Origin of the sequence: Vibrio sp. V15_P4S5T153 (assembly GCF_963874485.1) — a bacterium.
GTDB lineage: Bacteria > Pseudomonadota > Gammaproteobacteria > Enterobacterales > Vibrionaceae > Vibrio > Vibrio anguillarum.
Window position 1 is genome coordinate 26,430 of the sequence record NZ_CAWNHR010000017.1, and the last position, 26,356, is coordinate 52,785.

Consider the following 26,356-nt stretch of genomic DNA (forward strand, 5'->3'; position numbering starts at 1 on the left):
CAACTAAATATAATCGGTTGTATGAAAAAAGCAATCCGTAAAGTCACATACAAACTGAAACCATCAGTTTCTCAAGAAGAATCACTGATGAATTTGTTTGTGCATCATCACCAGTTGTACAACTGGGCTTTACGTGATCGCATCGAAACATACCGCAATTCTGATTATGGTCTTAGCTTTTCAGAGCAGTGCAAAATTAACACTCTGTGGCGCAACAATCGCAAAGCGCATGGCATTTTCAATGCCAATGCTCAGAGTGAACAAGTCACCTTAAAGCGTGTCGCGCTAGCTTTTGATGGGTTTTTCCGTCGATTTAAAAAAGGTGATAAGAAGGCTGGATTCCCGCGTTTTAAGCCATTTCAACGCTTTAAAGGCTGGGGTTATAAGGCACATGGTGACGGCTGGAAGCTCCACCTAAAAGAAAAAAAGCATGGTGCTGTTTATCTGGCTGATGTTGGCATCGTTAAGATCCGAGGTAAAGCTAGAAACGCTGACGGCAAGCCGAAAACTGCCGAGATCATTCGCAAGAATGGTGAGTGGTTCATCTCAGTTTCAATGGAATACGATTCCATTGAAAGACAATGTGGCACTAAAGCCATTGGTTTAGATTGGGGTGTTTCTCACTATTTTTCGACTATCGATCAAGATGGTAATTTTGAACAAGTTGAGAAACCGCGCTATCTCAGAAATAGCAAAGAGCTATTAGCGGCTTTGCAACGCGACCTTGCGTTAGCAAAAAATGGGACTCGCGCCCATCGCAAATTGAAGCACAGAATTGCTAAACTGCACCAAAAAATCGCCCGTCAACGACTCGATTTTACTCATAAAGAAACGGCAAAATTAGTGAAAGTGGCGGCGTTAATTGCCACTGAAAAACTCACCGTTAAGAACATGACCAGCAGCGCCAAAGGCACTGCCGAGAAGCATGGGAAGAACGTAAAACAAAAGGCTGGCTTGAATCGGGAAATCCTGAATACCGCGCCAGCCATGACTCTTAATTTGCTATCCTATAAAGCGGCAGAAGCTGGTAGCGAATACGTTGAAGTACCAACAAAGCAAGTTAAGCCAAGTCAAACCTGCCCAGACTGCGGAGCTAAAAAGAAAAAAACCTTAGCTGAACGCTGGCACTCATGCAAATGCGGCTGTGAGAAGCCCCGTGATGTAGCCAGTGCGCAAGTTAATTTAAACTGGGCGTTAGGCATTCAGGCTGGGAACCAACCTAAAAAGGCAGCTTAGGCTTTCTTTTTGAAACTCCTTCAAAACGCGTAGCGTTTAGTGGGAGTTGTTCATAAAGCTGATTGCTTATTCTTTGGATGCAAACAGACCGTCACCATCAGGTGCCAATCGGTAGTTTGTACTGAAAATAAATTCGATAAGCTGTTTTGCTGCCGATACGCTTAATTGTTTTTCCATGCTGATTGATTCCTGCCTCATCACTAACCGATTAAGATAAATCAAAGAGAGCCATTAATGTGCTAATCGATGGCTTCCCTGTTCTTTTGCACTCATCATCCAGCTTCTCAAAGATATCGGCTTTGCTCTTAATTTTCTTTTCAGGAAAGAGTCTGTAAATATCCATTCTTCGGATAATGTTTCCGATGTCATCGCCAAAATTGTCAAAAACCCAACTCGGAGTGCAATGGTTTAATAAGTAATTTTGCACTTCGTCTGGTGTTCGAATGCGCATGATGAAGTCGATATCAATCGTCAGTGTGTTCGATTTTTCATTCCAGGTTCGGTTTACAACTTTCATTAGGTAGTTGTCAAAAGGATACTGGTCGAATAGCCCTTCGGTTTCAATTTTATCGCCAATCATATAGCGGTCATGATCTCGTTTAGCTTGAGAATTTAACTCAAGACTTCGGATGTACACGCAAGTATTTGACATGCTTTTTCCTCAAATAGGTAAATATCGCTCAATGAAAGTTTTGCAGATCTTGCTGTTATCTGAAATTACCCATTCAAGATAAAAATCAAAATTGAGCTTAAGGAATTTGATTAAGTTCTCACGCTCTTTAATCGCTTGATTGTGCGGAAGAAGATATTCTAGTTGATTTCTAGCTTTTTCAATGATCTCATCATCAAAAGAAAATGTAAGATCGGCACCTTCAAAATCTTCTGGTGTATTAAGAGAATCCACCTGACCAAAGAAAACATTCAACTCTTCTCCTGACATAAGTACGGGCTTTGTAAATCTTCTGACTTGAGTATGCAAAAAGAATACTGCTCGTAGCAACTCAGGGTATTGCGTTAAATACCATACAAACTGAGGATAAGTTGCGTGCTTTAGCTGCTCATTGAGCTTTCCAAGCATTCTGTGTGCAATGGTTAGTGTCTCTTCATGAATCGTAACACCATTCTCAGGACATGAGTTCAGCCAAAGAGCCTCATTTACCCTTGCCTGATACATATCAGGAGTAATTTCATATTTTTGATAAACGCCTGTCATTTTGTAGGCTAATTTTTCATTAAATAAATCTCTAGCGTAAGTGTCTGAGATAGAATCAGTCTTACTCGAAAGATTTCCCTGCTTATATTCAAAATATAGGGAAGGAATTTCAACCAGCATTTCTTCAAGATCGGCGCGAAGAGTAGGATAAAATTTGTATAATGGATGGCTTTGTAAAGCCATGCTAACAAAATCATCTAGCATCTGATCAGTAATCAAGAACACTACATCGTCAAATACTTCAGAACCCAAATCTTGAGGGATAAAATTGTCTTCAAGCAATTCCATCATTGTCTCGGTTGCAGCTAACAAATCATCCTTTTTATTCCGAAGGATGTAAAACTGAGCTGACATAAGCTCTTTTGCAAAGTAGTAATTGCTTTTGGTGATAAAAACAATGTTCTCTAATGTCAGATCTTGAATGCGTTTATCAATACGAACTTTGTTGTAAATCTTGAAAAAAAACTCAACTGTTTCTTTTTTAATCACAATACTTTTAGTTTTTGCGCTCATGATATGCCTATCTGTAAGTTAAATACGACAAATGATTTCGTTGGTTTCTTCATCAATCAATGAAATGGTATTGTCAGGGTTTCCAATTATACATAAATAACTATGGAGGTAAAGCTTGCTGTTTGGTACAATGAAATTATCTAAAATTACTAAACGTTAAATATGAGTGAATCAAATTGTTCAAAATGCGGAATAACCTTTGTTGGCAAGGATATTTTCCAAACCTTCTTGGATCGGCACGGTTCTGTATGGAAAGCAGCAAGAACCGCGAGATGCTATGGATGGACAAGAAAAGAGCCTAAGAGCTTCGTAATAAATAGAGTGCTTGTTAAAAGCAAATCTGGCGATGTTCATAGATGCAATAATTGTGGAAATGTGGTGCCTGCGCATTATTGACGAACCATGTGTTATGAATTATGGTTGGTTTGTATGGATAATGGAGTAATATCATGAAAAAACAGGTTTTATTTGCGATTGTTTTTGCTATTTCCTCGACTGGTGTTTTAGCTAATGATAATGGAACTGAGAGCAAAGTTGATGTCATTTCCATTCAAGAAACTAAGAGCGTAAGCAAGGTTACACCCGAGCTAATAAAAAGCCTGAACATCCAGGGAGCTAATGTCACTAAAAATATTGCTATGCAACTTAGTGAAAAGTTTGGTGGTAGAGCTAACGCGATAGAGTATGCTGAAGTTATAGACTCACTTGTTGCAGATAAATACCCTGAGTAAAATTCCAGCGTTGATAGTTATAAGGGCTGGTTTGCCAGCCTTTATCCATACAAAGAAAAAATTTATACATTAAAAACAATTAATAAAAGACTCTATTTTTATGAATTCCACCGCATCGAAATTTAGCAAATTCCAAGCTTTTAAAGCTTCGGTAATGAAAGTAACTGATAGCACGAACAAAGAACTTAAAGTAACTTTTTTTTACTCTATTGTTACAGCATCATTGTTCATCATACCTTTGACTTTGTTTACCTTGTGGATTGCAGAGCTTGATTCTAGGGCTGAATTAATAATTGGTCTTATGAGCTTTTGTTTTTGGGTTTTATCAACCGTTAAAATTCATTCAAAAGTGGCGTCTAAAATCATGGAAAGAAATGAAATGCAGTTGAGGGAGATCATTAGTGGTTTCTCAAAAGCTGAGCTAGCCTTTTTCTATAATCAAGATGTCAATGAAAACTCCATAAATATCTCAGTTTTAGATATGATTCGAGCCTATGTAAGTAACAAACAATTCAGTTAGTAAAAAAGGCTTGATAAGATCAAGCCTTTTTGTTGTGGTTATCTTTTAGAATTATTTAAATAAAACATGGTAGTGACTATCATCAAGGACTCCATCACCGCAAGCTGCCTCTACTACATCCTGCACATAGAAATAAGCCGCTTTGTCTGTGCTGATACTACAAATTTTTGAGAGTAATTCGTCTTTTCTAATATGATGATCCACATCAACATTGCAGAAAAATCCAGACTCTCCTGTGAAATCATGGGGTTTATCTGGCATCAAATAGATCTCCTTGTCAGGAAGATTATTTGATAAAAATTCGCATAGCCATTCTTGTAGAGAGCGACCATCAATACACTTTGGTTGCGAGATTTCAATATTGGTTAGACTCATGATGAATTCCTTAGCGAGATTGAATCTTATGGCAATGCAAGGAAAGTAACTTGAAAAGATTCTTAAGATACTTACTCTCATCCGTGTATCCGACTAGACTTTCATCATCAATAATTGCCGTCATCAAGTAGGCTAGATCAAGAAGGTCGTTTTCAGAGTCTTTAGCAAGCATGTATAGCGCTCGACGGTCTTTTGATAGATTACTTCCTTTATCATGGCTAAGATCCATCAAAATGCTGTGCTTTTTGCTTACCAATGACTTATGCATTTCTTTCGCAAGCTTAACATTAGCTTTGGAAGTGTCTAGCTTAAAAATATCTCGCAAAGCAAAATCGAGCTTCTTACCTGTTAAGAGCATTGCGATGTGGTACAAAACCTTCTGTTTGTACTTTTCTTTTCTCTTTGTATTGAGTTTATCGAATTCGTGGTTTGATTTTACTTTGTTAAGTAAGTCCTCTAGTTTTTTAAACTCTTCGCTACCAAAAGAATCAAAAAATTCATTGAGCATTACTGTTAGCTTTGCGCTTTCATTCTTTAGCTTATCGGTCAGGTGTGTTAGCGAAGTGTTATTGTAATGATCGCTAAGAGCCTTGTAGCCTGAAACGACTTCAACTGTTGAATCTCCAATGCGTAAGTCCATTTGTGAGTCAGTGTACGCATTGTCAAACTTTTTAGAAAGCTGATGTACTTGGTTTTTGTGTTCACTGATTGCAAACCGAACACCAGAAACAATTCCGCTTTGCAAAATGATATTGAGCTTTTGGTTAGTTAATTCGATTTCATAACCCATACTTTCACCTTAACTAAAATACTTTACTTTTAATCTTATGGATATATAATACTTGAAAAGTAATAGCATGTAAAGGTAAGAATATGTTGTTAAATTTATCAGATTTTGGAGTTATCATTGAATAAATTAGCCCTATTTGGTCACTTGTTGCCAGATATTGACGAGTTGTATCTAGTACTACCAGAAAACTCACCCTTGAAAGAGAAGATGAAGAAGTACATTGAGCTTCCGACAACGTTGTTGTCGGTTACGGTTTGCTCTGATGGTGATTTCAAGCTTGTAATTCCAGAGCATTTATCAAATGTTTCAGGTGTTATTTTGGTTAATGAATCAGATGAGGAAGATTACAAGTTCGGAATCCCCGTCTACAACTCTTATGATGCACCAGAAGTATTTTTGGACTTCATGAAGCAGGTTGAGATCATTTCCAGTCGCGAGTCTCGTGTTCATCAAGTTCAATTAATGATTCATGGTGCGTATGAAGCGATGAAAGAATCGCTTGAGGTAGAATATTGCTGCGGTAATTTTTCGCTTTATGTAGATTTGTTGAAAGATAAGGAAGTTAAATGAAAACCCAAAAGGTAAAACCAGTACATTTGTTTGCAAGCCAAATCCTTGATTACATTATTGGGGCAACAAACTACGGTATTCATCGTATCGAGGACTCTCTGCTAGTTATCGAGGAAGGGACTCTAGAACACTATAATAACTGCGGTCTGTTTTCTGGGTTTTCTTTCGATAAGACAGAGCTTTGCGTTTCTATCTATGATCATCATCCCAACCTAACAAAAGAAATTTTAGCTCTTTGCATGAAGCATGATGGTATTGAGGATCAACCTGAAACGGCATGGATTGAGCAATTTTATGATGAAAACTTCGGTTTTTCATTCTGGATGCTTGATAATGATAAGAGAATTGAAGAGCTTGAGGATGAATCCATTCGCAAGGCTAGAACGATTCAATGTATGTTGTTCTATGTATTCTTTGTTCTTGAAGACAGTATTATGAATACAGACTTCGAATTTACAGAGTCATTCAAGAAAAATGGTTGGACATTTGTGGATGGTAAATCAATCTACTATAAAATGCAGCGATATGCTCTAACGCCTGATTACGTAGCTGATTATGTGATCGAAAAGACTCAAAAATGGTTGTCGAATTTATATGGTTCAGCAGGAGCTTTTAGTAGTGTTACCTCTACAGCTAAAGCAGCATATTCTGAGGCTGTGGCGAACATCTATGGATTCTCAAGATACGAAGCAACATCTGTTAAGCTAGACCTGTCTAAATACACTCTGGAGGATTTCGTATGAGCAATAAAGATCTGAATGCTAGTAAGGCATACTGCCCGACTCTTAATCTGGATGTTCAGGAGTACTTGTGTTTCATGGTAACTCCTTGTGTTTGGCTTTATGGTCACTCTAGCAAACCCCATTGCTATTGGATGTAATGGATTGTCACAAAATCTTTTGTAATTATAAGACTTTTTATTTGACTTATTAATTACGTGCTGTATTATAGATTACAGAATCGAGTTGCGAGTTACTTGATTTAATAGCCATTAACTACCACTATAAATTTAGACCATTGCTTACTCTCTTTTTATAGTCAACAATTCAAAAGAGCCACTTTGTACGCGAGTGGCTCTTTTTTTATGTGTTTTTTATGGTATTATTTATTAAAAATAATTCTTCTTGGTATTTTTATGTCCAAAATAAAAAACAATGTTCAAAATTTCTTTGTGAATTCAATCAGAGTGATATTGAAAGGGTTTATCAATGTTTGCTATAGAGTTAGAAAAGAAAACCTTGATGTTCCTAAAACGGGTAGGTTGTTGCTAGTTGGAAATCATGTTAGCTATCTAGATGCAGTTTTACTTTCCCTCAAGATAAAAAGACCTATTCGATTTATCGTATATTACAAGATATATAACAATTTTTTGCTAAATCGGTTCTTTAAGGCAATAAAGGCGATTCCTATTGCTGGTTATAAAGAAGATAAGCAAGTCTTTAGCAAAGCATTCGATCTCATTGCTGAAGCTCTTGAAAACGAAGAGGCTGTATTCATCTTTCCCGAAGGAATGATTACCTATAATGGCGAGATGAATGAGTTTAAATCTGGTATCGAGCACATATTGAAAAGAACTCCAGCACCAGTCTACCCTATTGCTATTAAAGGTCTTTGGGGAAGTTATTTCAGCCGAAAGAAAAATAAACCGTTATTTGGAAAGTTATTTAGTAAAATCACTTTGAAAGGCGGAAAGGTGATCCCTGCTGACAAAGCGGACAGAAAATCTGTGTTCAATGCAGTATTTCAATTGGCAAAAAACTGATTGTATTGTAATCTATGCATAATAAATTTTTGAATAAAACCCATGCTTTATCTCAAGTTACGGGTTTCTTTATGGTGTGTAAATGGGCTATACAATATCAAAGTCATTAGAGATTATTGGAAATCAAAATCAACTTCTTGACCTTTTAAGTGAAGAAATTTCTAAGGTATGCTGTTTATCAAAGGTTCCTGCTAACTTTGAAGGGAAACTTGTGATAAAAATTTCTGATTCTTACGGTTATTTTGACGGGTATGGTCACTTCATAAAGGTAATCTCTGAAATGCCAGCATACCTTTCACCATTGGGGTATGACCCATTAGACTTGGGTTCAATGTATTTCTTTGATAAGAATATTTCTGAGTCAAACGGAATTGAAAAATCAATAACTAAAAAATTAGATGAAATGTTCTCAGAACTGAATTTTAAGGTTGGAGAGCATAACTCTAGAATTCTTGCTCAGGTTCTGATGGCAAAATGGTCTCAAAGCGAAGATATATTAATTCATAGAGGCTTAGAGATTAACAGAATGGAAGCAGAACGATTAAAGGTTGTTTAAAATGGAAAATCAAGAAAACGAATATTTAAAAAGTAACGGCAATATATTAATCAGCTCTCTAAAGGATTCCCTGGCTTCTGTGTCAACAAGAATTGATAGTGTACCTATAAACGGTGTTTCTTTTGTTAGGGTGTCTTCTTTTGATGTCTTTAATGGGGAAGGGGTTCAGTAAATGAACAATATGTCTTTTACATGTCAAAGGGCTATATCAGGATTAAAAGTATCTCCAAACCTGGAGGTTACTATTGATATCAATCCAAAATATCACTTATTTATACAAGTTCCTGAAGAGCAAGATACCGTCTATGTTTCTATTAATCACACAGAGCTTGATGAGAACATTCATAGGCTGAACTGCACACTCTATATTGAGGATGGAATGTTCAATTTTGAAGTTCACGGATACAAATACAGTAGCGACATTTCTGCTGATAATTTGACCGATGAGGATGTGCAAAATCTGGATGATATTTATGAATTCATTGAGCGAATTTTCTTTCAGAAAATCAAAAAACAGATCCTACATGCATCAAAGCTTTCATGTGAATCTACTCAAACGAGATTTGTATTCCTGAATACGCTAACGGGTTTCACAACTAGCTGGAAGCTTGGCGAGGCTGGATTTAATAATGTGAACGAATATCTTTTAGAGATGTCAGAAATAGATCCTAGAAGGAATGCATCAGAATGGAAGCTTATAGAATATAAGTGTCACACAGATCATGAGTTCGAATTTACCAAACATATGAAGCTAAGGTAAGAAGCCCTTTAACGGGCTTCACTATCGATGTTCCTGCTTCTTCGTATGAGTGGATAATTTGATATTTCGTTTGCCTCTTGCGAAATCAATATTCTCAATGTGGTATTTGAATTGCTCAACTGTCCCTTCAAAATTAATCTGACCATCTTCATCCAAAGCATAAACTTCATCTTCAGAATTCATTTCATTCAGATCAGCAGACTCCAGAAGCAAAATAAACTCGTTATCCACGGGTTCATCATGAAAAACTGATAAAGCCTTTTCTAAATTAGATGTAGCCAGCAAATATCCGTTGGTATCAATGACAGCATATGTCAACAGAGGGGTGATAATGTCGCAATTTTGTGATCCCTGTCTAACTCTCTGATTTTTCATAAATCACATTCCTTTTAGAAATCAAAAACTCAATATTTTATTGAATATAAATAAAATATAGCAGAACAATCGAAAGAAATCAATACAGCCATAACCTTAAGTGGTTAATTTTAAAGCTATTTATTTAAATTGTTAAATTACACATTATTTTTTAGAGTCTTTTCTATAAAAATAAATATTTTCAAATGTTGAAATTTGCTTACATTTCGCAGTGAAAATATGTCAGAAAAAAGTTGACTAGCTCGTTTGTAAATGTATTATTGTAACCATTAGGCGGGGTTATATATCCACCGCTAAAATATATATCAATACCAAATATAATGACTATTAGCTTTCAAAGGAAAATGTTCATGAAGAAGTCTTTTATTGCACTGGCTCTTGTAGCCGCATCTGTTACAGCTCAAATGGCTCATGCGGAAAACGAGAGTCTTACTCAGTTCGGTGATATCGCTCAAATCGGTGTTCCTATCACTGCTGGTGCAATCGCGCTATGGAAGGGTGATACAGAAGGATTTTTTCAGCTAGCGGAAGGCGCACTTTACACGGCAGCAGCAACACACGCTCTAAAGTGGGCGGTTGATGCAGAGCGTCCAGATGGCTCAGCAAACAACTCATTCCCTTCTGGTCATACATCGGCAGCAACTCAAGGTGCAGCGTTCCTACAGTTCCGTTACGGATGGGAATATGGTCTACCTGCATACGCTGTATCAGCAGTTGTTGGCTACTCTCGCGTACAAGCAGATAAGCACTACTGGCGCGATGTGGCAGCAGGAGCAGCACTAGCAACAGGTATCCAGTATGCCGTGACAAGTATGGGTTACTCAATGACCAATATCGCGTTCGCACCATACGTGAATGGTGACGAGGTAGGTCTGTACGCAAGTATGCGCTTTTAATAAATTAAATCGCCCTGTCGAAAGGCAGGGCGAGCCATTTGCTTCAATGGCGCATTGCGCCTTTCTTTATTCTGTTACTATAGCAATCCTTGCAGTTTTAACTTTACTCCTTTTTTATAATGAATATAATTAACCTCATTAAATTAATAAAAATTAAAGGTTAATCGTGTTCTACTCTGCCCATGAAAAGTCCGTTTGGATACAATTTAAAACAGATATAAAAAACTACATAAATGTAAGTGGATTGGAAGCCGCATTGCTTTTGATTTCTTTCTTTTCCATATCAGCTCTAAATCACCATTTTGAAAGATACAACTCTCTATTTTTGTCATTTAGCTTTTCAGTATTGCTGATTTACGCCACGGCTTGCTTTCTCAAGTCATTTGTAAAGTCCACCAGCGTTGATAAACACCTTTTCCATCATAAAATTTCCAACGCTGAACCTTATAAGTTTCTTGTTAATAACTGGAAGTTGCTTTTCGGTATCCTGCTAGTCATTGATGTTGTCTTGGTGATGTCTGGAGAAACCAGGATGTCACCAGAAATTGCGACTGAGCCACTATTCACCCCAGAAAACTATGAAAAGTTTGGTGGAATATCATCAATTTTATCGCTTGCTCTAGCTTCTTTGGTAATAGGTGGTTGTGTTTCATTATTCTCTGGAGCGATTTACACACCTCTTATATTGGTAGTCTTTACCATGTTAAGAAATGTGAGTTCAGACAAGATAGCTGATGCAATTCACGGCGGTGAGGAAGGAATGTCTAAGATATTGGAAGAGTTTTCTTTGATTTGTTATTCGATATGGTTTGGAATCAAGAAAAATGTTGTCACTTCTTTTCTGTTTATCTATTTGGTCGCAGCGTGTGATTTATCTTTGATGCTTCAACTTGATCTCCAGATTGTCATTAACATAGCTATGATCGTTCAATCATTTCTAATTGCTTTTTATGGGTTTTACTTTTATGCGAGAACTCTGCAATGGCGAAGAAAAGGTTAGAAATTATTGCTTGTTTAATGAATCAAATGGTTGATAAAATCATTTCGCAATTAATTTGGTAAATATAAAATGAATGAACAAATAACAAACAAGTCAAAAGAACTCGAATCAGATGGGTACTGCTATCAGCTCAATGTTCTGGCTAATCAGGAGTTTAGCAGCTCTAATCCTAAGCAAGTGTTTCTTGTGAACTCAAAATCTCCACTAACAAAAGGTGATATGATCAGCTTGCCTATTGAACTGTCCGATGATGATATAGAGAAAAACGTAAGCAAGTACCGTTCATATTCGATCCTTAAGGCTACACACCACCTTGACAAGCCGTTTGCTGTATTGGAAATCCTTTCTCAAATGAAAATTATTGTAGAGAAAGAAATATCGAACAGATTGGTTGAAATTGATCTGCCTCAGCCTGAGTGCAGTGGAGATGAAAAAGCATGAGTATGTTCCATTACCCTTTTGACAAGTCAATTGACGAAGACGTAAGAAATGGCTTAAAGAAAGCTATGTGGTTTTCTGGTATATCTTTGGTTGTTATTGCTTCTAGCATCTCTAGTGTCGTTTTTATGATGTAAGGATCGCGATGAAAGTTTTCCTGCAAAAAATGAATGATGATTCTAATCGTCTTGGTAGAGAGGAAAGTTCTATCTATCAATACTGTATTTTGAATGATATTCCAGTTGTTAGATTTGGACTCAATGAAACCCCTCTTGAGGTAGGCAGTAAAGACATTGTTGTAGGTAACATTCCTTGTATTCACAGAACGCTAAAATCTTTAGGTGTTGAGCCTGTTGATATTGACGATTATCCAAGCAGCCTTCGATACCTAATGTGTAGGGAGGTTGAAGAATTGACGGTCTCTCAAGCAATGTACCGTATTGCTGTTTTAGGTGAACAGCTCTTTGCAAAGCCTAAACAAGCTAAGCTCTTCACAGGGCAAGAGTTCAGCCCTATGTCGGGGATGAGTATTCTTAGAGGTTTAAATGGGCATACAGAGCTGTATGTTAGCCCTATTGTAACCTGGCTGTGTGAATTCAGAGTTTATGTTAGCCAGGGTAAAATTCTCGCTTCTTGTAGGTACGACGACAATCCTGACGAAGATCTGTCAATTGACATGAGTGTTGTTGAGAATGCGGTTGAAACTTTAACCAATAACGGATTTTTTCCTAATGGTTACAGTTTGGATTTTGGTTTGTTGGATACAGGTGAAACCGCGCTTATTGAGTTAAATGACGGTTATTCGCTTGGAAAATACAAGGGAATTAGTGATGCTGATTACTTTCATTTGATAAGTAATCGATGGTATCAATTAGCCGAGGGTTAAGGTTAACCCTCAGCTAACCCGATCATAGCTTATTGGCTAAGTTAAGAAGCATTTGCTTAAGCTCGATCTTATCAAAGTCATAGAACTCTTTTAGATCGCTTCGAGCGACACTAGCAGAGTTGAGCGTCCAAGTCCCAATACGGGTGAAATCGAGCAGAAATGATTTTAATTCAGAGTCAATTTCAGAATCATCAACATATGGTCTGATAGATGACATTGATGATACGAGTTCTGATAACTGATTCAGAGCAAGCAAAGTAAATTCCCTGTTTAAATCGAATGGCTTCTGACCCTGTGCAAAAAGAACAGCGCTTCCATTTGCTTTAGTGCCTACAGGAAATTCGTGATTTAGGACATCTTCAATTTCTTTAAAGTTCGATAGACGAACAATGGTTAAGGTTTCGTAATTCATATCGCTCTCCGTTATGCTGTAATTATACAAAAATAAATTTAAAAGTAAATAGGAAATAATATGTTATTAATTAATAAAATCCTTAGAGCAATGGGTTTTGATATAAAGCCATCTAAATCCGAAATGAAAAGAGCAATGCAAAATGGTTGGGTTACTTTTTCAAAAGATGTGCTACAGGGTACTTATTCTCAACAGTATCTTGATACGTATTTTTTAGTCCTACACGCGCAAAGCAAAATCGATGAGGATGAGAGAAAAATGCTTATTGAGCTTGCTGAGCGTTCGATGATGACTATGTGTCGAAGTGGGGATCTGGACGTGAATCTATACGGGATTTCAGGTCTCAAACTGCTGAACTCGAAGCACACTCAGTCTTTTGCAGAAAAGATAGCCGCTAAGAATGAATTCGTTATTGTTTGTCCACCAGGTGCTCGTACTGGTAGATACATGCTTCCTAAAGAGGCGGTGCAAATCATACTAAATTCAGAGCTTCCAAAGCCAACACGAGACGATTGGGAGCTTGCCAAGATTCCTATGATATAATGAAAAATGCGCGAGATTCATACTCGCGCTTATCAATTTTTAGTAAAGATTAATTTTCTTTGCAGCCTCAAGCCATTCGGGGAATTCATGATTTATCGAGTCATAAATTTTTTCGTCTGAAACTAAATTGGGGTCATGCACAGCAAAAAAGCCAGCATTATCAATTTTTCTTCCGCTTAGTTCATCTAATTTAACTAAATACTTAAATTCTGTGTTTTTCTTTAGTTTATCGAGAATTGTCATGTCTAGAGTTGGATCGTAGTTATCCTTACCAATTCCTACAAATTGCCAGAATATTGGTTTAGTGGATGAATCCTTTATAATTTGTGTGGTAAGTCGCTTATTAGCTGTATTGCCATCAGTAACAAAGATGACTAGAACAGGCAAGCCATAGCCAGTTGCATCATAGAATTTTATGATTTCTTCTAATGCTCGATTGTAATTAGTTTGACCAAAATTTGGTTTTTCAACCTGTAATTGTTCACAGAAATTGTTGTAATTTTCGACATTAACAGAGCACAAATACTTTGCGTCCGTTCCAAAGCCGAACACTTCAATTTCACCGTTATCATCAAGAATTATTGATTGAGCAAGACATTTTTTTACAATTTTTGTTACTGTTCCGTCTGATAGCATTTTTCTCATACTGCCAGAAAAATCAAGACATAAAGCAACTCTTACAAGTTGATCTACTGGGTCGAATCCGCTTTTTTTCATTGATATAAGAGTTTTTTTTGCAAGATTTATTAATTCAAAATCCCCTTCTCTTTCAAGTTTCTTAAGCTGAATGTCAATGTTTTTCATTATTTAGCACCTGTTGCTTTTTTATTTTTTCTTAATATTAAATTAAATACTAGAAAAAATAAACCCAGAACAATGTTCTGGGCTTTCTGTGCTAACTAAATACCTTTCTCTTCAGCAATCATGTTGGCGACTTTTCTGCGGTGAGACTCTGCTTGTGGTGTGCCACCAAAGTTAACGCGATAAAAGAACTTAAGAATTTGCAGTCGGCTTGGCTTACGAACTCCGTCTTCACGCAACTCATTGGATGGAAGAATCACATTAGTGAATGTACGTTGATCTACGACATCTAGATCGCGGTAGTATAGAAAGTTTCCATACTCATCAATATATGGGAATTCATTATCTACGAACTTCAGGATTGTAGTTAAGCGTTGCTTGCCATCAACCACCTCAAGATACTTATCACTTGATTTAGGATCTACAACTACCGAAATTCCACCCAAGGGAATGCGATGAAAGATAGATTCAAGTAAACATTGCTGCTGATCGCGAGTCCAAACGTATTCACGCTGATAGTCGGCATCCAGATATAAATGACCTTCTTTTTTCATTGAGACGAAGTGACCAATAGTAGTGTTCTGTGACGTAACCATTAGCTCCTTGCTAAACATAACCATAGTTACTCTCCCATCTCAAAGATTTCAAGAATTTCATTGTTAAAGCGTTCACGTAGAATGCTGTAGATGTTGTCAATAGAGAGTAACTGATCATTAGAGTATTCATCAGTAACTTCGTTTAGAAGTTCAGAAAACAGGGTTTCATTAAGTGCAGAATAATCAGCCTCACCTTCACCACTCTCACCAAATGCTTTTTGTGGATATTTAGCTTCGAATTTACTTAAGACATCGTTATTGAAGTGCTCACGTAGAATTGAATGGCACTCACCACAGTCGGTTACAATATTGAAGCCTTCATTGGCTAATACCTGCAATAGGTAAGAGCGTTCTTCCTCTTGGGTCATTTGGCTATAATCAACAGTCATGGTGTGCTCCTATACGAATATTTGATTTCTTTATTTGTCTTAATTATACAGAAACAGAGCGTAGAGTCAATGGCTGATTCAAGGGAAGAAAAGAGCACATCGAGAGTGGTTGCGAAGCAACTTAAATGGATTTTAGCGCTTTAAATTTCCTTCCTGGTCTTCCGTTTTTATCAGTATAGCTAACCACTTCACAGTCTCGAACAAGCCTGCTAGTTACCGAAGTAAGCAAGATATCGTAGCCTATTTCGCTTAAAAACTGCTTAACCTCAGTAGCAATAAAGGTTCTATCTCCAAACGAGTGAATCACGGCTAGCCAGTGTTTTCTTGGGATGATTTCTACTAAAGATTTTGTCTCAAGCTGATCTTCAATGGTGAAATCGAACGGTTTGTTTAATGAATTAGGAGTGACCCCAAGGATTGTTTTTGAACGGTCTGAGTTAATAAAACCATACTCAATATCAATCCTCTCCAACCAATATGTTAGATTAAGATTATATCTGGATTCCTCCAAACCAACTTCAAAGCCGTAACTTAAAGCTTTTCTATACCAGTCGCCTTTTAGCATCCAGTAGATCCCCATAGCGTACTCAAGTGCCACATCTTCAATCTCTAAATTATGACGAATAAGTCTTGCTACGTAATTCGCAGACCATAAGAATAGGCTTCTATAGTCATGGATATTTTTTCTGCACTTAAGTTTTTCATCCTTTAAGTTAACGTTATTCAATTCAAGTGTTGGGAATCGGTTAGTGCTTTTTAAATTACTGAATGTAACACCTGTAATTACAGCGTTCTTAACCCATCTAGGATAGAACCTTACAGCTTTCAACCCGCCTTTTAAAGACTTGGACTTGTTAATGATCTCGGAGTGTACACGCTCGAAGAACTCTTCAGTACCCACATATTTCAATGCAGCCTCAAGCTCTTCCTTTAGTGTGTCTGAATCATGTATTCCGTGGAATTTTAGGTGTGTTTTGTAGGCTATCTTTACTGCGATTCTGAAATCGGAAGCCCAGTATTTATCGTTGAAATAGAAAGTCTGATTGTGTACAGATTTCGTTTTCTTACCCCTGACTTGAATTTCATTTTTGGCTCTATGACAAACAAGATTTGGATAGTAAGCTCGTTCAGAATCAATCAATGTAACTGAGTCGAACTGAATAATCAGCCCTCGAATTCCAAGACCTTGCATCGCAGGATTGAAAAACCATAATGGGTCATTTTGTTTCATAGTGGTTAGCGATAACGTCCAATAAATTAAGTGTTTAATGTGTCATTATCACTAACCAGTGGAGAACGTCAAGACCGTGACTCAAATGCTGGGAAAAAATCAGTGATAGTATCTATCCGCTTCAGGATTTCGCTCAATGTACCATTTAGAAAAATGCCCTGCATTGTTATTCCTCAACCTTTCAGAAAACAAGTCAGGCTCTAAGCCTAAACAGTCATTAACCATCAAGCTTGTAAATTCACTTAGGCAGCTAGAATCAAACGGCTTGCTATGCATTTTGGATTTAACCGTTTCAATGTTTGATTCGAAAAATCCCTCAAGAAGCTCGCGGCTCAACGTTTTAATGTTGGAATCAATACATTTGTCATAGAAGCCATAGGATTCACATAAAATACTTAGTGCTTCAGCAGTATTAAAAGCTTAAGGGCAAGATAGGTGGAAAGATCTACGTAACTATCATGACAGATGTATCTCATAACTTAATCCATCTTACTTTTTAGAAATTCAATCTCTGCAACCGCTTGTTTCACAATAGCTACAGAAAACCCTCCCCCATCAAAATGATTTTCATATGCTGATTTTACATCTTCGATAATCAAAATTGCGTCTTCGATAGGGATACCCTCTTTACTAATTTCATCGCTGATTCGATTGACATCAAAAAAGTGAGAATACATAAAGGTTGTTCCTGTACCGATCAGGGTAACTTGATTGTCATTAACCTCGACAAGTCTCTTTCGTGAGTTAGGGTATGTTTGTGTCAAAGCAAGCATGGCGCGTATCCCTTATTAGAAAGTCCTTTGGACTTTCAAGCTTCAATTGTGTTTTTGTTTTCGATGAACATCTTTTCTCTGAAGCTCAGTGAAATCGGATTCGCAGAGTTCTTGCCAGTGCGACTAAAATCCGTCTCAAACATCTGAATTGCAGGAGCTGATAGTTTAGCGTGAATATCAGGGAATCGACGTTTAAATTCTTCGTCGTGCTCGAAGCTAACATGAAAATTAAAAAGTTGGCGACCAATGGTTTTTGCCATGATTCGGTTGCCTTTATCCGTATACTCATTCGTCCCTACGCTAACATCAATGCCTGACACTTGGTAGTACACAGAACTTTGGATTTCTAGTCGGTACAGGAAGCCTTTATCAGCCAATTCAGATAGAATTTTTACTTTATCAACGCTAGAATAATATCGGTTCCATAGAAGATAACGGATCAATGTCTTAGTGTCTGCGTCATTGGCAAGCATTGATTTGTTGTACTTTGTCATCGCTTTAGTGAAAATAATGTAATAGTCGCTAAATTTTGACAACAGCTCATCAACTGATAGCTTTGATGACTCATGCATCGCGCTAGTAATACCACCAGCACCCTGTATGATTAATGCGTCCAATCGGTTTCTAAGAGTTCGTACAAAACCATAATCTTCTTCTGAATTGATCACAATGCTTTTCGGAAGGTTGTCAATCTCAGAACAGATAACAATGTTTGCTTCTAGGTTTAAAGTCTTTACATCATCAGGGCTTTTTCCATCAAGCGTATTGCTACATGGCAAAGCCAGAAGAATGTTCTTAAATTTTGTGTTTAATAAACTCATAGTGGCGGTATCCTCTTTCTTTTCTCTTATTATACATATATGAACCCAACAGTCAAGTTTGAATTTATGGTCTGACTGACGGCTAATCATTGATAAATATCTTGAAAACTCAGTCATTTTATATACAATAATAAATATAATATAAAAGGTTTAATTTATGAATAAATTATTAATTATTGCTGGCAGAACAGCTTCAGGAAAAGACGCACTGGCAACCAGGCTTATTAAAGAATTCGGTATCCAAAAATGTATTACCACTTCAACTAGAGAGCCTAGACCTTATGAAAAAGACGGTGTTCACTATCATTTTTTAAGTAAGCACGAGTTTTTGTACAAAGTTGAATCTGGTGAGTTTCTAGAGCATGAAGTAAATAAGGGTAACTATTACGGCTCTACATTAAGCGCTGTGATTGAATCACTAAAACAGGCGAATACCTGTTTAATTCTAGATCCTCGTGGTGCGGTAAATGCAAAAGCAAAACTAAAAGAGAACGGAATTTCCTCGGTAGTGCTTTATGTGAATGAAAGCATTGATACCTGTAAGTCACGATTACTTGGAAGAGCTGAGTCAGAATCGGCAATTCAGGAAGGTATGAGATCTCTTGAAAGCGACGAGAAAGATTGGGATACAGCTTTTTCATATGACATTGTTACTAAACCTCTAGATACAATTGATAACAATGCAAAACTGGCTTTGAGCGTAATTTAAATAGGTGAATAAATGAATAATCAAGTAAAGTGTTTCAAGAATGATAAATGGGAGATTGTTGATGCTACCACTTTGGTAGCTGATGATATGATATTCCTAAGAGATAGAACCTATATCGTCACTGATAAACCATACGAATTCGAAGGTAAAACTCACATACCAGCTCAAATTTATGAGCCAGGCGTTATCACAATCACTCTTGGTGAGAAAGGGGTTGATTACCTTCACATGGCTATGGACTACACAATGAGCAGTCTAACTGACTTTAAAGATGGCACATTCATGATCTGTGACCTCTTTGATAATGCGTTTGTGTATTCACCAAGATTACCGAAAGATGAGCTAAACGAATTTTGCAAAAAGCATATCGATAAGTATGAAGCATTCTTTAGAAAAAATGGTTACGATAAATACCCAAACTCGAAAATCAAGCAAGTTGAAATTGAGAAATTCTGGTAAGTTAAGTACAAATAAAAGCCTAGAAAACATAGTGTGTTCTAGGCTTTAATCTTAAAATTTAAATTGATAAAGGTAGTCTTCAGCACCAAGCTCTAGGAATTCTGCTCTTTCAGATGGGTCATCTAGAAGTACAGCGCCAACTCGCTTCATGTCTTTATCCCACTTGATATTTGACTTTTTGTTATTAAGTCTTTTTTCGCGAACCTTTTTGATTAATTCTCGCTGATTTTTAAAGAGAATGAACTGATATAGACCTTCACACCCTTCCTGAACGATCTCAACCTCAAATCCGTATTCCGCAGTGTTGTGATTCATCGTAGGATCGCCAACTGAAAGTCGAGTAGCCGCTAGAATGTTAACGATTCTATTATCTGGAAGAACACACAAATCAAGATTCTCTAGATCACGGTTTGTATCTATTTTCATGCGTGATTCTCCCCGCCCTATCGGGCGAGGCTTCTTGAATCGTTTGCCGCAACCTAATTCTTGATTAGGATTCACGCAGGCATCATCAAGCAGAAACGGTCAATCCAGCCGCTTTTAATTCAATTACACCTGCATTACGCAGGTTTTTGCCTGAGTTAATATCTCGGCAGTGTACTTCATTGCAACTCGGGCAAGTCCATACTCTGATATGGAGTGGCATTTTATCCATCTTGTAGCCGCAACAAGAGCAGGTCTTTGAAGATGGTAGCCACTGATCGCACTTAATCAACCACTTACCGTACATATCAGCTTTATAGGCCAACTTAGAGACAAACGCTCCCCAAGCCGCATCAGCAATATGTTTCGCAAGTCGTTTGTTTTTGAGCATGTTGGATGATTTTAGCGTTTCAACAATTATCGCTTGGTTTTCGTCAATAATTCGTTTTGAAATCTGGTGCTGAAAATCATTCCGAGCGTTAGCCACACGCTCATGCGCTTTGGCAAGCAATAGCCTTGCTTTCGCTCTATTTTTAGAGCCTTTTTTACATCGACTCAGGGCTTTTTGTTTCCGCCTTAAGTTTTTATATGCATTAATTAAAAACCGAGGATTCGCAACCTTATCACCTTTATCGCTAATGAGGTAATCCGTCAGCCCCAAATCGTAACCTGATAGTTTTGTGATATGTTTTGGTTTGGCAGGTGCCTCATTACCGCAATCGACAAGAATTGACGCATAAAATTTTCCAGTGCTAGATTTAGAGATAGTTATGCTTTTTAGCGTTCCACTTATCTCTCGGTGGATCTTAGCTTTGATAGGTTTACATTTGGGGATTTTGATAGCGTTTTCAAGGATTTTTAGTCCAGTGCAGTGGTAACTGCTCTGATAACCGTGTTTACGCTTAAACTTAGGGAACTTAGCTTTTAGTTTCGGGTTGAAAAAGTTCGAGAAAGCTTTATCAAGATTGATGATCGATTGCTGCAAAGAGATGGAATCGAACTGACTTAACCAGGAATACTTTCTGGATTTCTTGCCAAGAGATAACAATGGTTTTATCTCTTTTTTAAGGCTTAATGAAATGCTTTTCTTTTTGTAAAAGTGAGTTTTTATGTGTAGAGCTTTATTATACGCGAACCGAACAGCGCCAAACTGAGCTTCAAGAAACTCAACTTGTTCTATCGTTGGATAAATACGAATCTTCGTTGCTCGTAACATTTCAATAAAACACTATGAATTTATTGAAGAATATCTATTAAATGACTCGAATTGTCAATGTTTATCTCTATCGAGATAACCGCCTTATATCCCCGCCCTGATCGGGCGAGGGTTTACGGCGGAGTTGCTAAAGCATCGATTGGCATTTCATACGTGTATTAAGTTTTAAATTCAATCATGACTTGTAACCCGCAATATCTCTTGCTGTTTTTTGAAGGTGATGCCCTACAGGGCTAGAAGTCCAGATATAGCAGGAGATAAAGATTTCGATTTTGCTACGTAATGAGCTAAAAGCATCTTGTGGAGAGAAGTCTGATTTCTCATCGTACTTAATCATCTCCAAAATCTTTTCAAGCATAATATGTTCTGAAATGGATTTAATAAACTCTTTAGCAGCTTCTCGTTCGGGATTTCCGTGACGCTCATATTGAATGCGGTGAGCTGGCATTGAGACCTTAAAAAGCACTTTGAATAAATGACGAGTCTCGTAAAAATCGTCTTGATAGCCAAAGAGTGTTAAAAGCTCTTCACAGCGATCTTTAAATTCCTCAATCGTTGGTTTCTCTTTGAATTTAGGGTCTGCAATATCATGCTCAGATTCTAAAGAATTGATTAGCTTCAAGCAGGCGCTATCAGACATGTCTTTTTTGTAATCTAGCGCGACAGATAGCGTGATTCGAGGATCATCTAGAGGTGTTACCACGATACCAACAAATGCCTTGTACAGAGCATCCTGAACGGTCATATCAACACTTTGTTCAGATGTGAATGGGTCTCTTAAAGATTTGTAACCAAACTTCGAAGCGAATTCATCACGGAACTGATTTAGGGTTGGTTTGCCTTTCATAAAATAGGTGTGAATGGCTTGGGTTAGCTTTTTAGCTTGTTCATGTGTTTCGATGCGGATCATTTCAATTTCCTTACATTAGCATCTGGCGTTTCAAATTGCGGATAGTTTGCTCGCTTAACCTTTCAAATTGACGCTGATGCTCAATAAAGAAAGTGAATTGTGATTTCATGTCTTTTGCCTTTGCGAGCGGCTGGTAGACAAACCATTTGATTTAGCTCCGACTTTAGCTTGTCTTAAGTATATATTACTGTAATCGCCTGTCAATAGTTTTATTATTTAATAAGGGTTTTTTAACGATTTAAGCATGATATAATTATTAAAAATAAAAAGAGAATGTATAATGCAAAAATTTATTAAAGCAGGTTTAGGTAATCAAAATAACGGTATTACTATTTCAATGCCAGAAGAATCAAACCCTGAGTCATTTCGTTTTCACATGAATAAATTTCAAGGGGAAAGTGAGAAAGGGATGTGCGGATATATTGAGATGCTTGGTATTCGCGATGCCATTACAGAAACCATTTCTTATATGTACGAGAATCACAAGGATTTTGTAATCAAAGCTTTCACTGAATACAATCTCGGAATGATCGAAGGTATCAAAACACCAAGAAATCTATTCTCTAATGATGATCCTGAAGATTACGATGCCTTTATGACTATTGAAGCGAAAAACACTTCAATTAAAGGAGAATTTGACTCAGTGAAGGTTTCTCACGGAGGTAGGGTTCAATTTAAAGACGGTAAAGTAATTTATCCAGAGAGAGCTATTGAAAACTTAAACATCAAGATTAGCAAATGGCAGGGTGATTCAGAATATGGAACTCAAGGGTTCATTAGATTGAATGCGCTAAAAAATGCAATTGAGAGAACTTGTTCTACATTAAATCTTACTTTTAAAGATATGCATAAAAAAGCTGAAATCGAAGCAGGTATTGATGTTTCAAAAGGCAAAGATTCATCATTATCTCTTTAATTAGATTAAAGCCCTTAATGCACATTAAGGGCTTTCAATATATCTTTACACGTCTACCCAAAAGCGCCAAGTGCTCCATCTAAATCTAATGACCCTAAGCGAAATTAATTTAGGTGGTGGTGAAAGGCGCACCACCACGAAGTGGTGGCTTTAATCAAACCCTTCTTGCTGATCTAAGTATTGCTTCACAATCTCAAGTGGCGCACCTCCGCAACTAACCAGACAATAACTCCTGCTGTAAAAAATTGGCTTACAGTAAAACCTACCCAAGTGCTCAGAAAACTCCTTTCTTACCAGTCTTGATGTGGCAGTTTTTAGACTATTCACCATTTTACTTGGTTGTATTTTAGGATTTGCAGAAATCAAGAGATGAAGGTGATCTGGTTCTCCATTGCATTCTAAAAGCTCGCAATCCCAAGTTTCCAGTAACCTTTTATATTGTGATTCTAAGTATGCAGCAACCTCTGGCGTGATACAGCGATGACGATATTTAGTCACAAGAACTAAATGATAGTGAATATTAAAAACGCTGTGATGTAGCGTGTTTAGGGCTTGTTTTTTCATAACAACTAAATATAATCGGTTGTATGAAAAAAGCAATCCGTAAAGTCACATACAAACTTAAAGTATCGGTTTCTCAAGAAGAATCGCTGATGAATTTGTTTGTGCATCATCACCAGTTGTATAACTGGGCTTTACGTGATCGCATCGAAACATACCGCAATTCTGATTATGGTCTTAGCTTTTCAGAGCAGTGCAAAATTAACACTCTGTGGCGCAACAATCGTAAAGCTCATGGTATTTTCAATGCCAATGCTCAGAGTGAACAAGTCACCTTAAAACGTGTCGCATTAGCTTTTGACGGATTTTTTCGCCGTTTAAAGAAAGGGGATAAGAAAGTTGGATTCCCACGTTTTAAACCGTTTCAACGCTTTAAGGGTTGGGGTTACAAAGCGCATGGTGATGGCTGGAAACTCCACCTAAAGGAAAAGAAACACGGTGCAGTTTATCTGGCTGATGTTGGGATCGTTAAGATGCGAGGTAAAGCCAGAAATGATGGCGGTAAGCCTAAAACTGCCGAAATTATTCACAAGAATGGCGAGTGGTTTATCTCAGTTTCAATGGAATATGATTCTATTGAAAGACAGTGTGGCACTAAAGCTATTGGTCTTGATTGGGGTGTTTCTCATTATTTTTCAACCATCGATCAAGATGGTAATTTTGAACAAGTTGAGAACCCGCGCTATCTCAGAAATAGCAAAGAGCTATTAGCGGCTTTGCAACGCGACCTTGCGTTAGCAAAAAAGGGGACTCGCGCCCATCGCAAATTGAAGCACAGAATTGCTAAACTGCACCAAAAAATCGCCCGTCAACGACTCGATTTTACTCATAAAGAAACGGCAAAATTAGTGAAAGTGGCGGCGTTAATTTCCACTGAAAAACTCACCGTTAAGAACATGACCAGCAGCGCCAAAGGCACTGCCGAGAAGCATGGGAAGAACGTAAAACAAAAGGCTGGCTTGAATCGGGAAATCCTGAACACCGCGCCAGCCATGACTCTTAATTTGCTATCCTATAAAGCGGCAGAAGCTGGTAGCGAATACGTTGAAGTACCAACAAAGCAAGTTAAGCCAAGTCAAACCTGCCCAGACTGCGGAGCTAAGAAGAAAAAATTCTTAGCTGAACGCTGGCACTCATGCGATTGTGGCTGTGAGAAGCCCCGAGATGTAGCCAGTGCGCAAGTTAATTTAAACTGGGCGTTAGGCATTCAGGCTGGGAACCAGCCTAAAAAGGCAGCTTAGGCTTTCTTTTTGAAACTCCTTCAAAACGCGCAGCGTTGGGAGTTGTTCATTTATTTACCTTTTCCTTTGAAAGATAAACCTCTGAAAATCGCACATTTCCTGAAAATGTCGTAGTCAATCTCAACATTTCTCTGTGATTTGTATCGAGCAGCTAGCTTAAGTAACTCCTTAACATCGCGCCCTACCATATTTTCAATATTATCGATTAGTTTGTTAATCAGTTCATTGCTCATTTCAATCTTGTAATGATTGCTAAGAACAGTCCAGATCCTAAATAGTTCATCGTCACTAGGCAATTCGTATTTGAGGATTGCTGAGCATCGACTCGCAATAGCCTCATCCACATCATTTTCTCGGTTTGTTGTCATGAACAAAATGCCATTATACCTTTCAATCTTTCTAAGGAATGCAGCTACAATTGCAGAATGACTCATATCATTATCGCGGCGACGAATATAAACATCAGCTTCATCTAGTAGAAGAATCGCTTTCCATTTCTCAGCGTTATCTAAGATTTTTTCAAGCCTGTTTTCGATTTCCTCTGGCTTGATGCCAAGTTGTCCCGCATGAACTGAATATAGGGGTTTTTGGACGCACTCAGCATACACCTCAGCAGTCAGAGTCTTACCTAAACCAGCAGCTCCTTTTGATAAAATTGCTGTCCCGCCAGACTTATTGCCAACAATATCATCAAGAACAATGTCCGCATCGTTGATTAAGATGTCGATAAGGTCTTTATGATCCTCTGGAAGTACAAGTTTATCGCTTAAATCGCTAGTGTATTCATACGGTACAATCTCGTCAGCTAACATCCAGACACACTCATGATGTGCAAGGCTGAACATCTTAATGAAAGGATGATACGGAATTCGATGAACCATTACTTTGAAATCGTCACTTGCGGTAATGTTATCATCATCGAAGTAACCAAGATCCATTCTTGAGCCATTATTAAGCGCTGTACGTGTCGTCTGGTTAAACTCATTAGGACGATTTGGCTCTTCATCAACAACCAATTTATCGTTCATAATTTTACGGTATGTTCGCGAGTCCATAGACTCACTATTACCATTTCCGATAAACTGAGCGCCAATTTGTCTAGAATATTGCTCATACAAAGAAATTTGATTGTTGTATCTAGACTGGAGTTCCTTTGTTTCTTTAAAAAGCCCTTTTTTAGCCAAGATTGTACTTAAGGTATACCCATGAACATCTTTTAGATTGAAAATGAAAAACTCAGATCTACCGTAACGCGAACCTTTCTTGGGTGAATTGAAATCATAATATACTTTTACAGAAGCTTGTTCGCCAGTTGTAGGATTCGATGGTGAGTGAACAATATTGGAAACAAGATATGGGATAAATACATTGTTATCAGTCAGCCCGTAAATCCATCCATCCAAGTGATCTTTAAGTATGTACTCTTCTAACGATTTTCGAAATGCCTTCAGAGACTTAATAATGGTGGTGTCATTCTGATCAATCAACATCTTGAGCTTTTCGCACTCTCTCAAGCTAACACCATCATTCAGTTCTTTTGAGATTTCAATTAGGTTGTTAATCAATTCAATTGATATTGTGCCTTCAAGCTCAAAATCAATCCTATCGTTATCACGACCAAATCTAACCTGTTCAAAAATCTTGGATTCCTTTTCAAAACCCTTTAATTTAAGAATGTTCTTGTAGTGCTCAGCATTCTTTTTTAAAATAATAATATTCATAATCGCCCCTATA

Annotated in this window: 35 protein-coding genes; 18 read left to right on the top strand and 17 right to left on the bottom strand. The window is 37.5% G+C overall.

Features of this window, described 5'->3' with window-relative positions:
* Nucleotides 1-21 precede the first annotated feature (21 nt).
* Nucleotides 22-1,236, top strand: a complete 1,215-nt coding sequence (locus AACT42_RS10225) for an RNA-guided endonuclease InsQ/TnpB family protein (protein WP_094182764.1) — start codon at nt 22-24, stop codon at nt 1,234-1,236.
* A gap of 208 nt (nt 1,237-1,444) precedes the next feature.
* Here the strand turns inward: AACT42_RS10225 and AACT42_RS10230 are convergent, their stop codons facing one another.
* Nucleotides 1,445-1,888, bottom strand: coding sequence for a hypothetical protein (locus AACT42_RS10230; protein WP_094133635.1), 444 nt, complete (start codon nt 1,886-1,888; stop codon nt 1,445-1,447).
* A gap of 9 nt (nt 1,889-1,897) precedes the next feature.
* Nucleotides 1,898-2,962: a hypothetical protein gene (locus tag AACT42_RS10235; protein WP_094133634.1), complete on the bottom strand. Its 1,065-nt coding sequence runs from the start codon at nt 2,960-2,962 to the stop codon at nt 1,898-1,900.
* 449 nt (nt 2,963-3,411) lie between these two features.
* Between AACT42_RS10235 and AACT42_RS10240 the strand changes: the two genes are divergently transcribed.
* Nucleotides 3,412-3,693 (top strand): hypothetical protein, encoded by a 282-nt coding sequence (locus tag AACT42_RS10240; RefSeq protein WP_094133633.1) that lies wholly within the window; start codon nt 3,412-3,414, stop codon nt 3,691-3,693.
* A 100-nt stretch (nt 3,694-3,793) separates the two neighbouring features.
* The gene (locus AACT42_RS10245; RefSeq protein WP_094133632.1) at nt 3,794-4,213 is read left to right on the top strand and encodes a hypothetical protein; all 420 of its coding nucleotides are present in this window, start codon (nt 3,794-3,796) and stop codon (nt 4,211-4,213) included.
* A 51-nt stretch (nt 4,214-4,264) separates the two neighbouring features.
* On the opposite strand, the gene AACT42_RS10250 is transcribed toward AACT42_RS10245, so the two are convergent.
* Complete coding sequence (locus AACT42_RS10250; RefSeq protein WP_094133631.1) at nt 4,265-4,588, bottom strand: hypothetical protein; 324 nt, start codon at nt 4,586-4,588, stop codon at nt 4,265-4,267.
* 10 nt (nt 4,589-4,598) lie between these two features.
* Nucleotides 4,599-5,378, bottom strand: a complete 780-nt coding sequence (locus AACT42_RS10255; protein WP_094133630.1) for a hypothetical protein — start codon at nt 5,376-5,378, stop codon at nt 4,599-4,601.
* A 117-nt stretch (nt 5,379-5,495) separates the two neighbouring features.
* Here AACT42_RS10255 and AACT42_RS10260 point away from each other — a divergent pair, with 117 nt between their 5' ends.
* The 6 genes from AACT42_RS10260 to AACT42_RS10285 all read left to right on the top strand — a co-directional run bounded on the left by AACT42_RS10260 (nt 5,496) and on the right by AACT42_RS10285 (nt 9,026).
* Nucleotides 5,496-5,948 carry a hypothetical protein gene (locus AACT42_RS10260; RefSeq protein ID WP_094133629.1) on the top strand — a complete coding sequence of 151 codons (453 nt, stop codon included), beginning with the start codon at nt 5,496-5,498 and terminating at the stop codon, nt 5,946-5,948.
* Nucleotides 5,945-6,691: a hypothetical protein gene (locus AACT42_RS10265; protein ID WP_094133628.1), complete on the top strand. Its 747-nt coding sequence runs from the start codon at nt 5,945-5,947 to the stop codon at nt 6,689-6,691. Before AACT42_RS10260 ends, AACT42_RS10265 begins: the two co-directional genes overlap by 4 nt.
* A gap of 392 nt (nt 6,692-7,083) precedes the next feature.
* A complete protein-coding gene (locus AACT42_RS10270; RefSeq protein WP_176432203.1) occupies nt 7,084-7,710 on the top strand; it encodes a 1-acyl-sn-glycerol-3-phosphate acyltransferase in 627 nt (208 codons plus the stop codon).
* 82 nt (nt 7,711-7,792) lie between these two features.
* On the top strand, nt 7,793-8,266 hold the full coding sequence (locus tag AACT42_RS10275) for a hypothetical protein (protein ID WP_094133626.1): 474 nt from the start codon (nt 7,793-7,795) through the stop codon (nt 8,264-8,266).
* Between the two features lies 1 nt (nt 8,267).
* On the top strand, nt 8,268-8,438 hold the full coding sequence (locus AACT42_RS10280) for a hypothetical protein (RefSeq protein ID WP_176432204.1): 171 nt from the start codon (nt 8,268-8,270) through the stop codon (nt 8,436-8,438).
* A complete protein-coding gene (locus tag AACT42_RS10285) occupies nt 8,439-9,026 on the top strand; it encodes a hypothetical protein (RefSeq protein WP_094133625.1) in 588 nt (195 codons plus the stop codon). It begins immediately after the preceding gene.
* A 21-nt stretch (nt 9,027-9,047) separates the two neighbouring features.
* Here the strand turns inward: AACT42_RS10285 and AACT42_RS10290 are convergent, their stop codons facing one another.
* A complete protein-coding gene (locus tag AACT42_RS10290; protein WP_094133624.1) occupies nt 9,048-9,401 on the bottom strand; it encodes a hypothetical protein in 354 nt (117 codons plus the stop codon).
* A 350-nt stretch (nt 9,402-9,751) separates the two neighbouring features.
* On the opposite strand from AACT42_RS10290, the gene AACT42_RS10295 reads away from it, so the two are divergent.
* The 4 genes from AACT42_RS10295 to AACT42_RS10310 all read left to right on the top strand — a co-directional run bounded on the left by AACT42_RS10295 (nt 9,752) and on the right by AACT42_RS10310 (nt 12,621).
* Nucleotides 9,752-10,297, top strand: coding sequence for a phosphatase PAP2 family protein (locus AACT42_RS10295; protein ID WP_254918643.1), 546 nt, complete (start codon nt 9,752-9,754; stop codon nt 10,295-10,297).
* A 166-nt stretch (nt 10,298-10,463) separates the two neighbouring features.
* Nucleotides 10,464-11,297 carry a hypothetical protein gene (locus AACT42_RS10300; RefSeq protein WP_094182765.1) on the top strand — a complete coding sequence of 278 codons (834 nt, stop codon included), beginning with the start codon at nt 10,464-10,466 and terminating at the stop codon, nt 11,295-11,297.
* 69 nt (nt 11,298-11,366) lie between these two features.
* Entirely contained in the window at nt 11,367-11,738 is a 372-nt protein-coding gene (locus AACT42_RS10305; protein ID WP_094133375.1) for a hypothetical protein, read from the top strand.
* 142 nt (nt 11,739-11,880) lie between these two features.
* Nucleotides 11,881-12,621, top strand: coding sequence for an ATP-grasp domain-containing protein (locus tag AACT42_RS10310; RefSeq protein WP_094133376.1), 741 nt, complete (start codon nt 11,881-11,883; stop codon nt 12,619-12,621).
* A 22-nt stretch (nt 12,622-12,643) separates the two neighbouring features.
* Here AACT42_RS10310 and AACT42_RS10315 read toward each other — a convergent pair whose 3' ends face one another.
* The gene (locus tag AACT42_RS10315) at nt 12,644-13,033 is read right to left on the bottom strand and encodes a hypothetical protein (protein ID WP_094133377.1); all 390 of its coding nucleotides are present in this window, start codon (nt 13,031-13,033) and stop codon (nt 12,644-12,646) included.
* 60 nt (nt 13,034-13,093) lie between these two features.
* Here AACT42_RS10315 and AACT42_RS10320 point away from each other — a divergent pair, with 60 nt between their 5' ends.
* On the top strand, nt 13,094-13,576 hold the full coding sequence (locus AACT42_RS10320) for a hypothetical protein (RefSeq protein WP_053318958.1): 483 nt from the start codon (nt 13,094-13,096) through the stop codon (nt 13,574-13,576).
* Nucleotides 13,577-13,615: 39 nt separating this feature from the next.
* Here the strand turns inward: AACT42_RS10320 and AACT42_RS10325 are convergent, their stop codons facing one another.
* The 6 genes from AACT42_RS10325 to AACT42_RS10350 form a co-directional block, all read right to left on the bottom strand.
* Nucleotides 13,616-14,380 carry a VWA domain-containing protein gene (locus tag AACT42_RS10325; RefSeq protein ID WP_094182766.1) on the bottom strand — a complete coding sequence of 255 codons (765 nt, stop codon included), beginning with the start codon at nt 14,378-14,380 and terminating at the stop codon, nt 13,616-13,618.
* 95 nt (nt 14,381-14,475) lie between these two features.
* Entirely contained in the window at nt 14,476-14,973 is a 498-nt protein-coding gene (locus tag AACT42_RS10330) for a DUF262 domain-containing protein (protein ID WP_045592060.1), read from the bottom strand.
* Between the two features lie 26 nt (nt 14,974-14,999).
* Entirely contained in the window at nt 15,000-15,362 is a 363-nt protein-coding gene (locus AACT42_RS10335) for a hypothetical protein (RefSeq protein WP_045591892.1), read from the bottom strand.
* Nucleotides 15,363-15,483: 121 nt separating this feature from the next.
* Nucleotides 15,484-16,593: a hypothetical protein gene (locus tag AACT42_RS10340; protein WP_094132431.1), complete on the bottom strand. Its 1,110-nt coding sequence runs from the start codon at nt 16,591-16,593 to the stop codon at nt 15,484-15,486.
* A gap of 479 nt (nt 16,594-17,072) precedes the next feature.
* Entirely contained in the window at nt 17,073-17,366 is a 294-nt protein-coding gene (locus AACT42_RS10345) for a hypothetical protein (RefSeq protein ID WP_094132430.1), read from the bottom strand.
* A 35-nt stretch (nt 17,367-17,401) separates the two neighbouring features.
* On the bottom strand, nt 17,402-18,187 hold the full coding sequence (locus tag AACT42_RS10350; RefSeq protein WP_094132428.1) for a hypothetical protein: 786 nt from the start codon (nt 18,185-18,187) through the stop codon (nt 17,402-17,404).
* A 157-nt stretch (nt 18,188-18,344) separates the two neighbouring features.
* On the opposite strand from AACT42_RS10350, the gene AACT42_RS10355 reads away from it, so the two are divergent.
* Together AACT42_RS10355 and AACT42_RS10360 are read left to right on the top strand one after the other, a co-directional pair.
* The gene (locus AACT42_RS10355) at nt 18,345-18,896 is read left to right on the top strand and encodes a guanylate kinase (RefSeq protein WP_094132426.1); all 552 of its coding nucleotides are present in this window, start codon (nt 18,345-18,347) and stop codon (nt 18,894-18,896) included.
* Nucleotides 18,897-18,908: 12 nt separating this feature from the next.
* On the top strand, nt 18,909-19,355 hold the full coding sequence (locus AACT42_RS10360; protein ID WP_094132424.1) for a hypothetical protein: 447 nt from the start codon (nt 18,909-18,911) through the stop codon (nt 19,353-19,355).
* Between the two features lie 51 nt (nt 19,356-19,406).
* Here the strand turns inward: AACT42_RS10360 and AACT42_RS10365 are convergent, their stop codons facing one another.
* The 3 genes from AACT42_RS10365 to AACT42_RS10375 all read right to left on the bottom strand — a co-directional run bounded on the left by AACT42_RS10365 (nt 19,407) and on the right by AACT42_RS10375 (nt 21,904).
* On the bottom strand, nt 19,407-19,781 hold the full coding sequence (locus AACT42_RS10365; RefSeq protein ID WP_094132422.1) for a hypothetical protein: 375 nt from the start codon (nt 19,779-19,781) through the stop codon (nt 19,407-19,409).
* An 85-nt stretch (nt 19,782-19,866) separates the two neighbouring features.
* Nucleotides 19,867-20,994 (bottom strand): RNA-guided endonuclease InsQ/TnpB family protein, encoded by a 1,128-nt coding sequence (locus AACT42_RS10370; RefSeq protein WP_094132420.1) that lies wholly within the window; start codon nt 20,992-20,994, stop codon nt 19,867-19,869.
* Between the two features lie 175 nt (nt 20,995-21,169).
* Complete coding sequence (locus AACT42_RS10375) at nt 21,170-21,904, bottom strand: hypothetical protein (RefSeq protein ID WP_094132418.1); 735 nt, start codon at nt 21,902-21,904, stop codon at nt 21,170-21,172.
* A gap of 280 nt (nt 21,905-22,184) precedes the next feature.
* On the opposite strand from AACT42_RS10375, the gene AACT42_RS10380 reads away from it, so the two are divergent.
* Entirely contained in the window at nt 22,185-22,820 is a 636-nt protein-coding gene (locus AACT42_RS10380; protein ID WP_094182767.1) for a hypothetical protein, read from the top strand.
* 150 nt (nt 22,821-22,970) lie between these two features.
* Here AACT42_RS10380 and tnpA read toward each other — a convergent pair whose 3' ends face one another.
* Nucleotides 22,971-23,384, bottom strand: coding sequence for an IS200/IS605 family transposase (gene tnpA / locus AACT42_RS10385; protein ID WP_094182940.1), 414 nt, complete (start codon nt 23,382-23,384; stop codon nt 22,971-22,973).
* Between the two features lie 23 nt (nt 23,385-23,407).
* Between tnpA and AACT42_RS10390 the strand changes: the two genes are divergently transcribed.
* A complete protein-coding gene (locus AACT42_RS10390) occupies nt 23,408-24,622 on the top strand; it encodes an RNA-guided endonuclease InsQ/TnpB family protein (RefSeq protein ID WP_094182768.1) in 1,215 nt (404 codons plus the stop codon).
* A 50-nt stretch (nt 24,623-24,672) separates the two neighbouring features.
* Here AACT42_RS10390 and AACT42_RS10395 read toward each other — a convergent pair whose 3' ends face one another.
* Nucleotides 24,673-26,343 (bottom strand): AAA family ATPase, encoded by a 1,671-nt coding sequence (locus tag AACT42_RS10395; RefSeq protein ID WP_094133859.1) that lies wholly within the window; start codon nt 26,341-26,343, stop codon nt 24,673-24,675.
* Between the last annotated feature and the right edge of the window lie 13 nt (nt 26,344-26,356).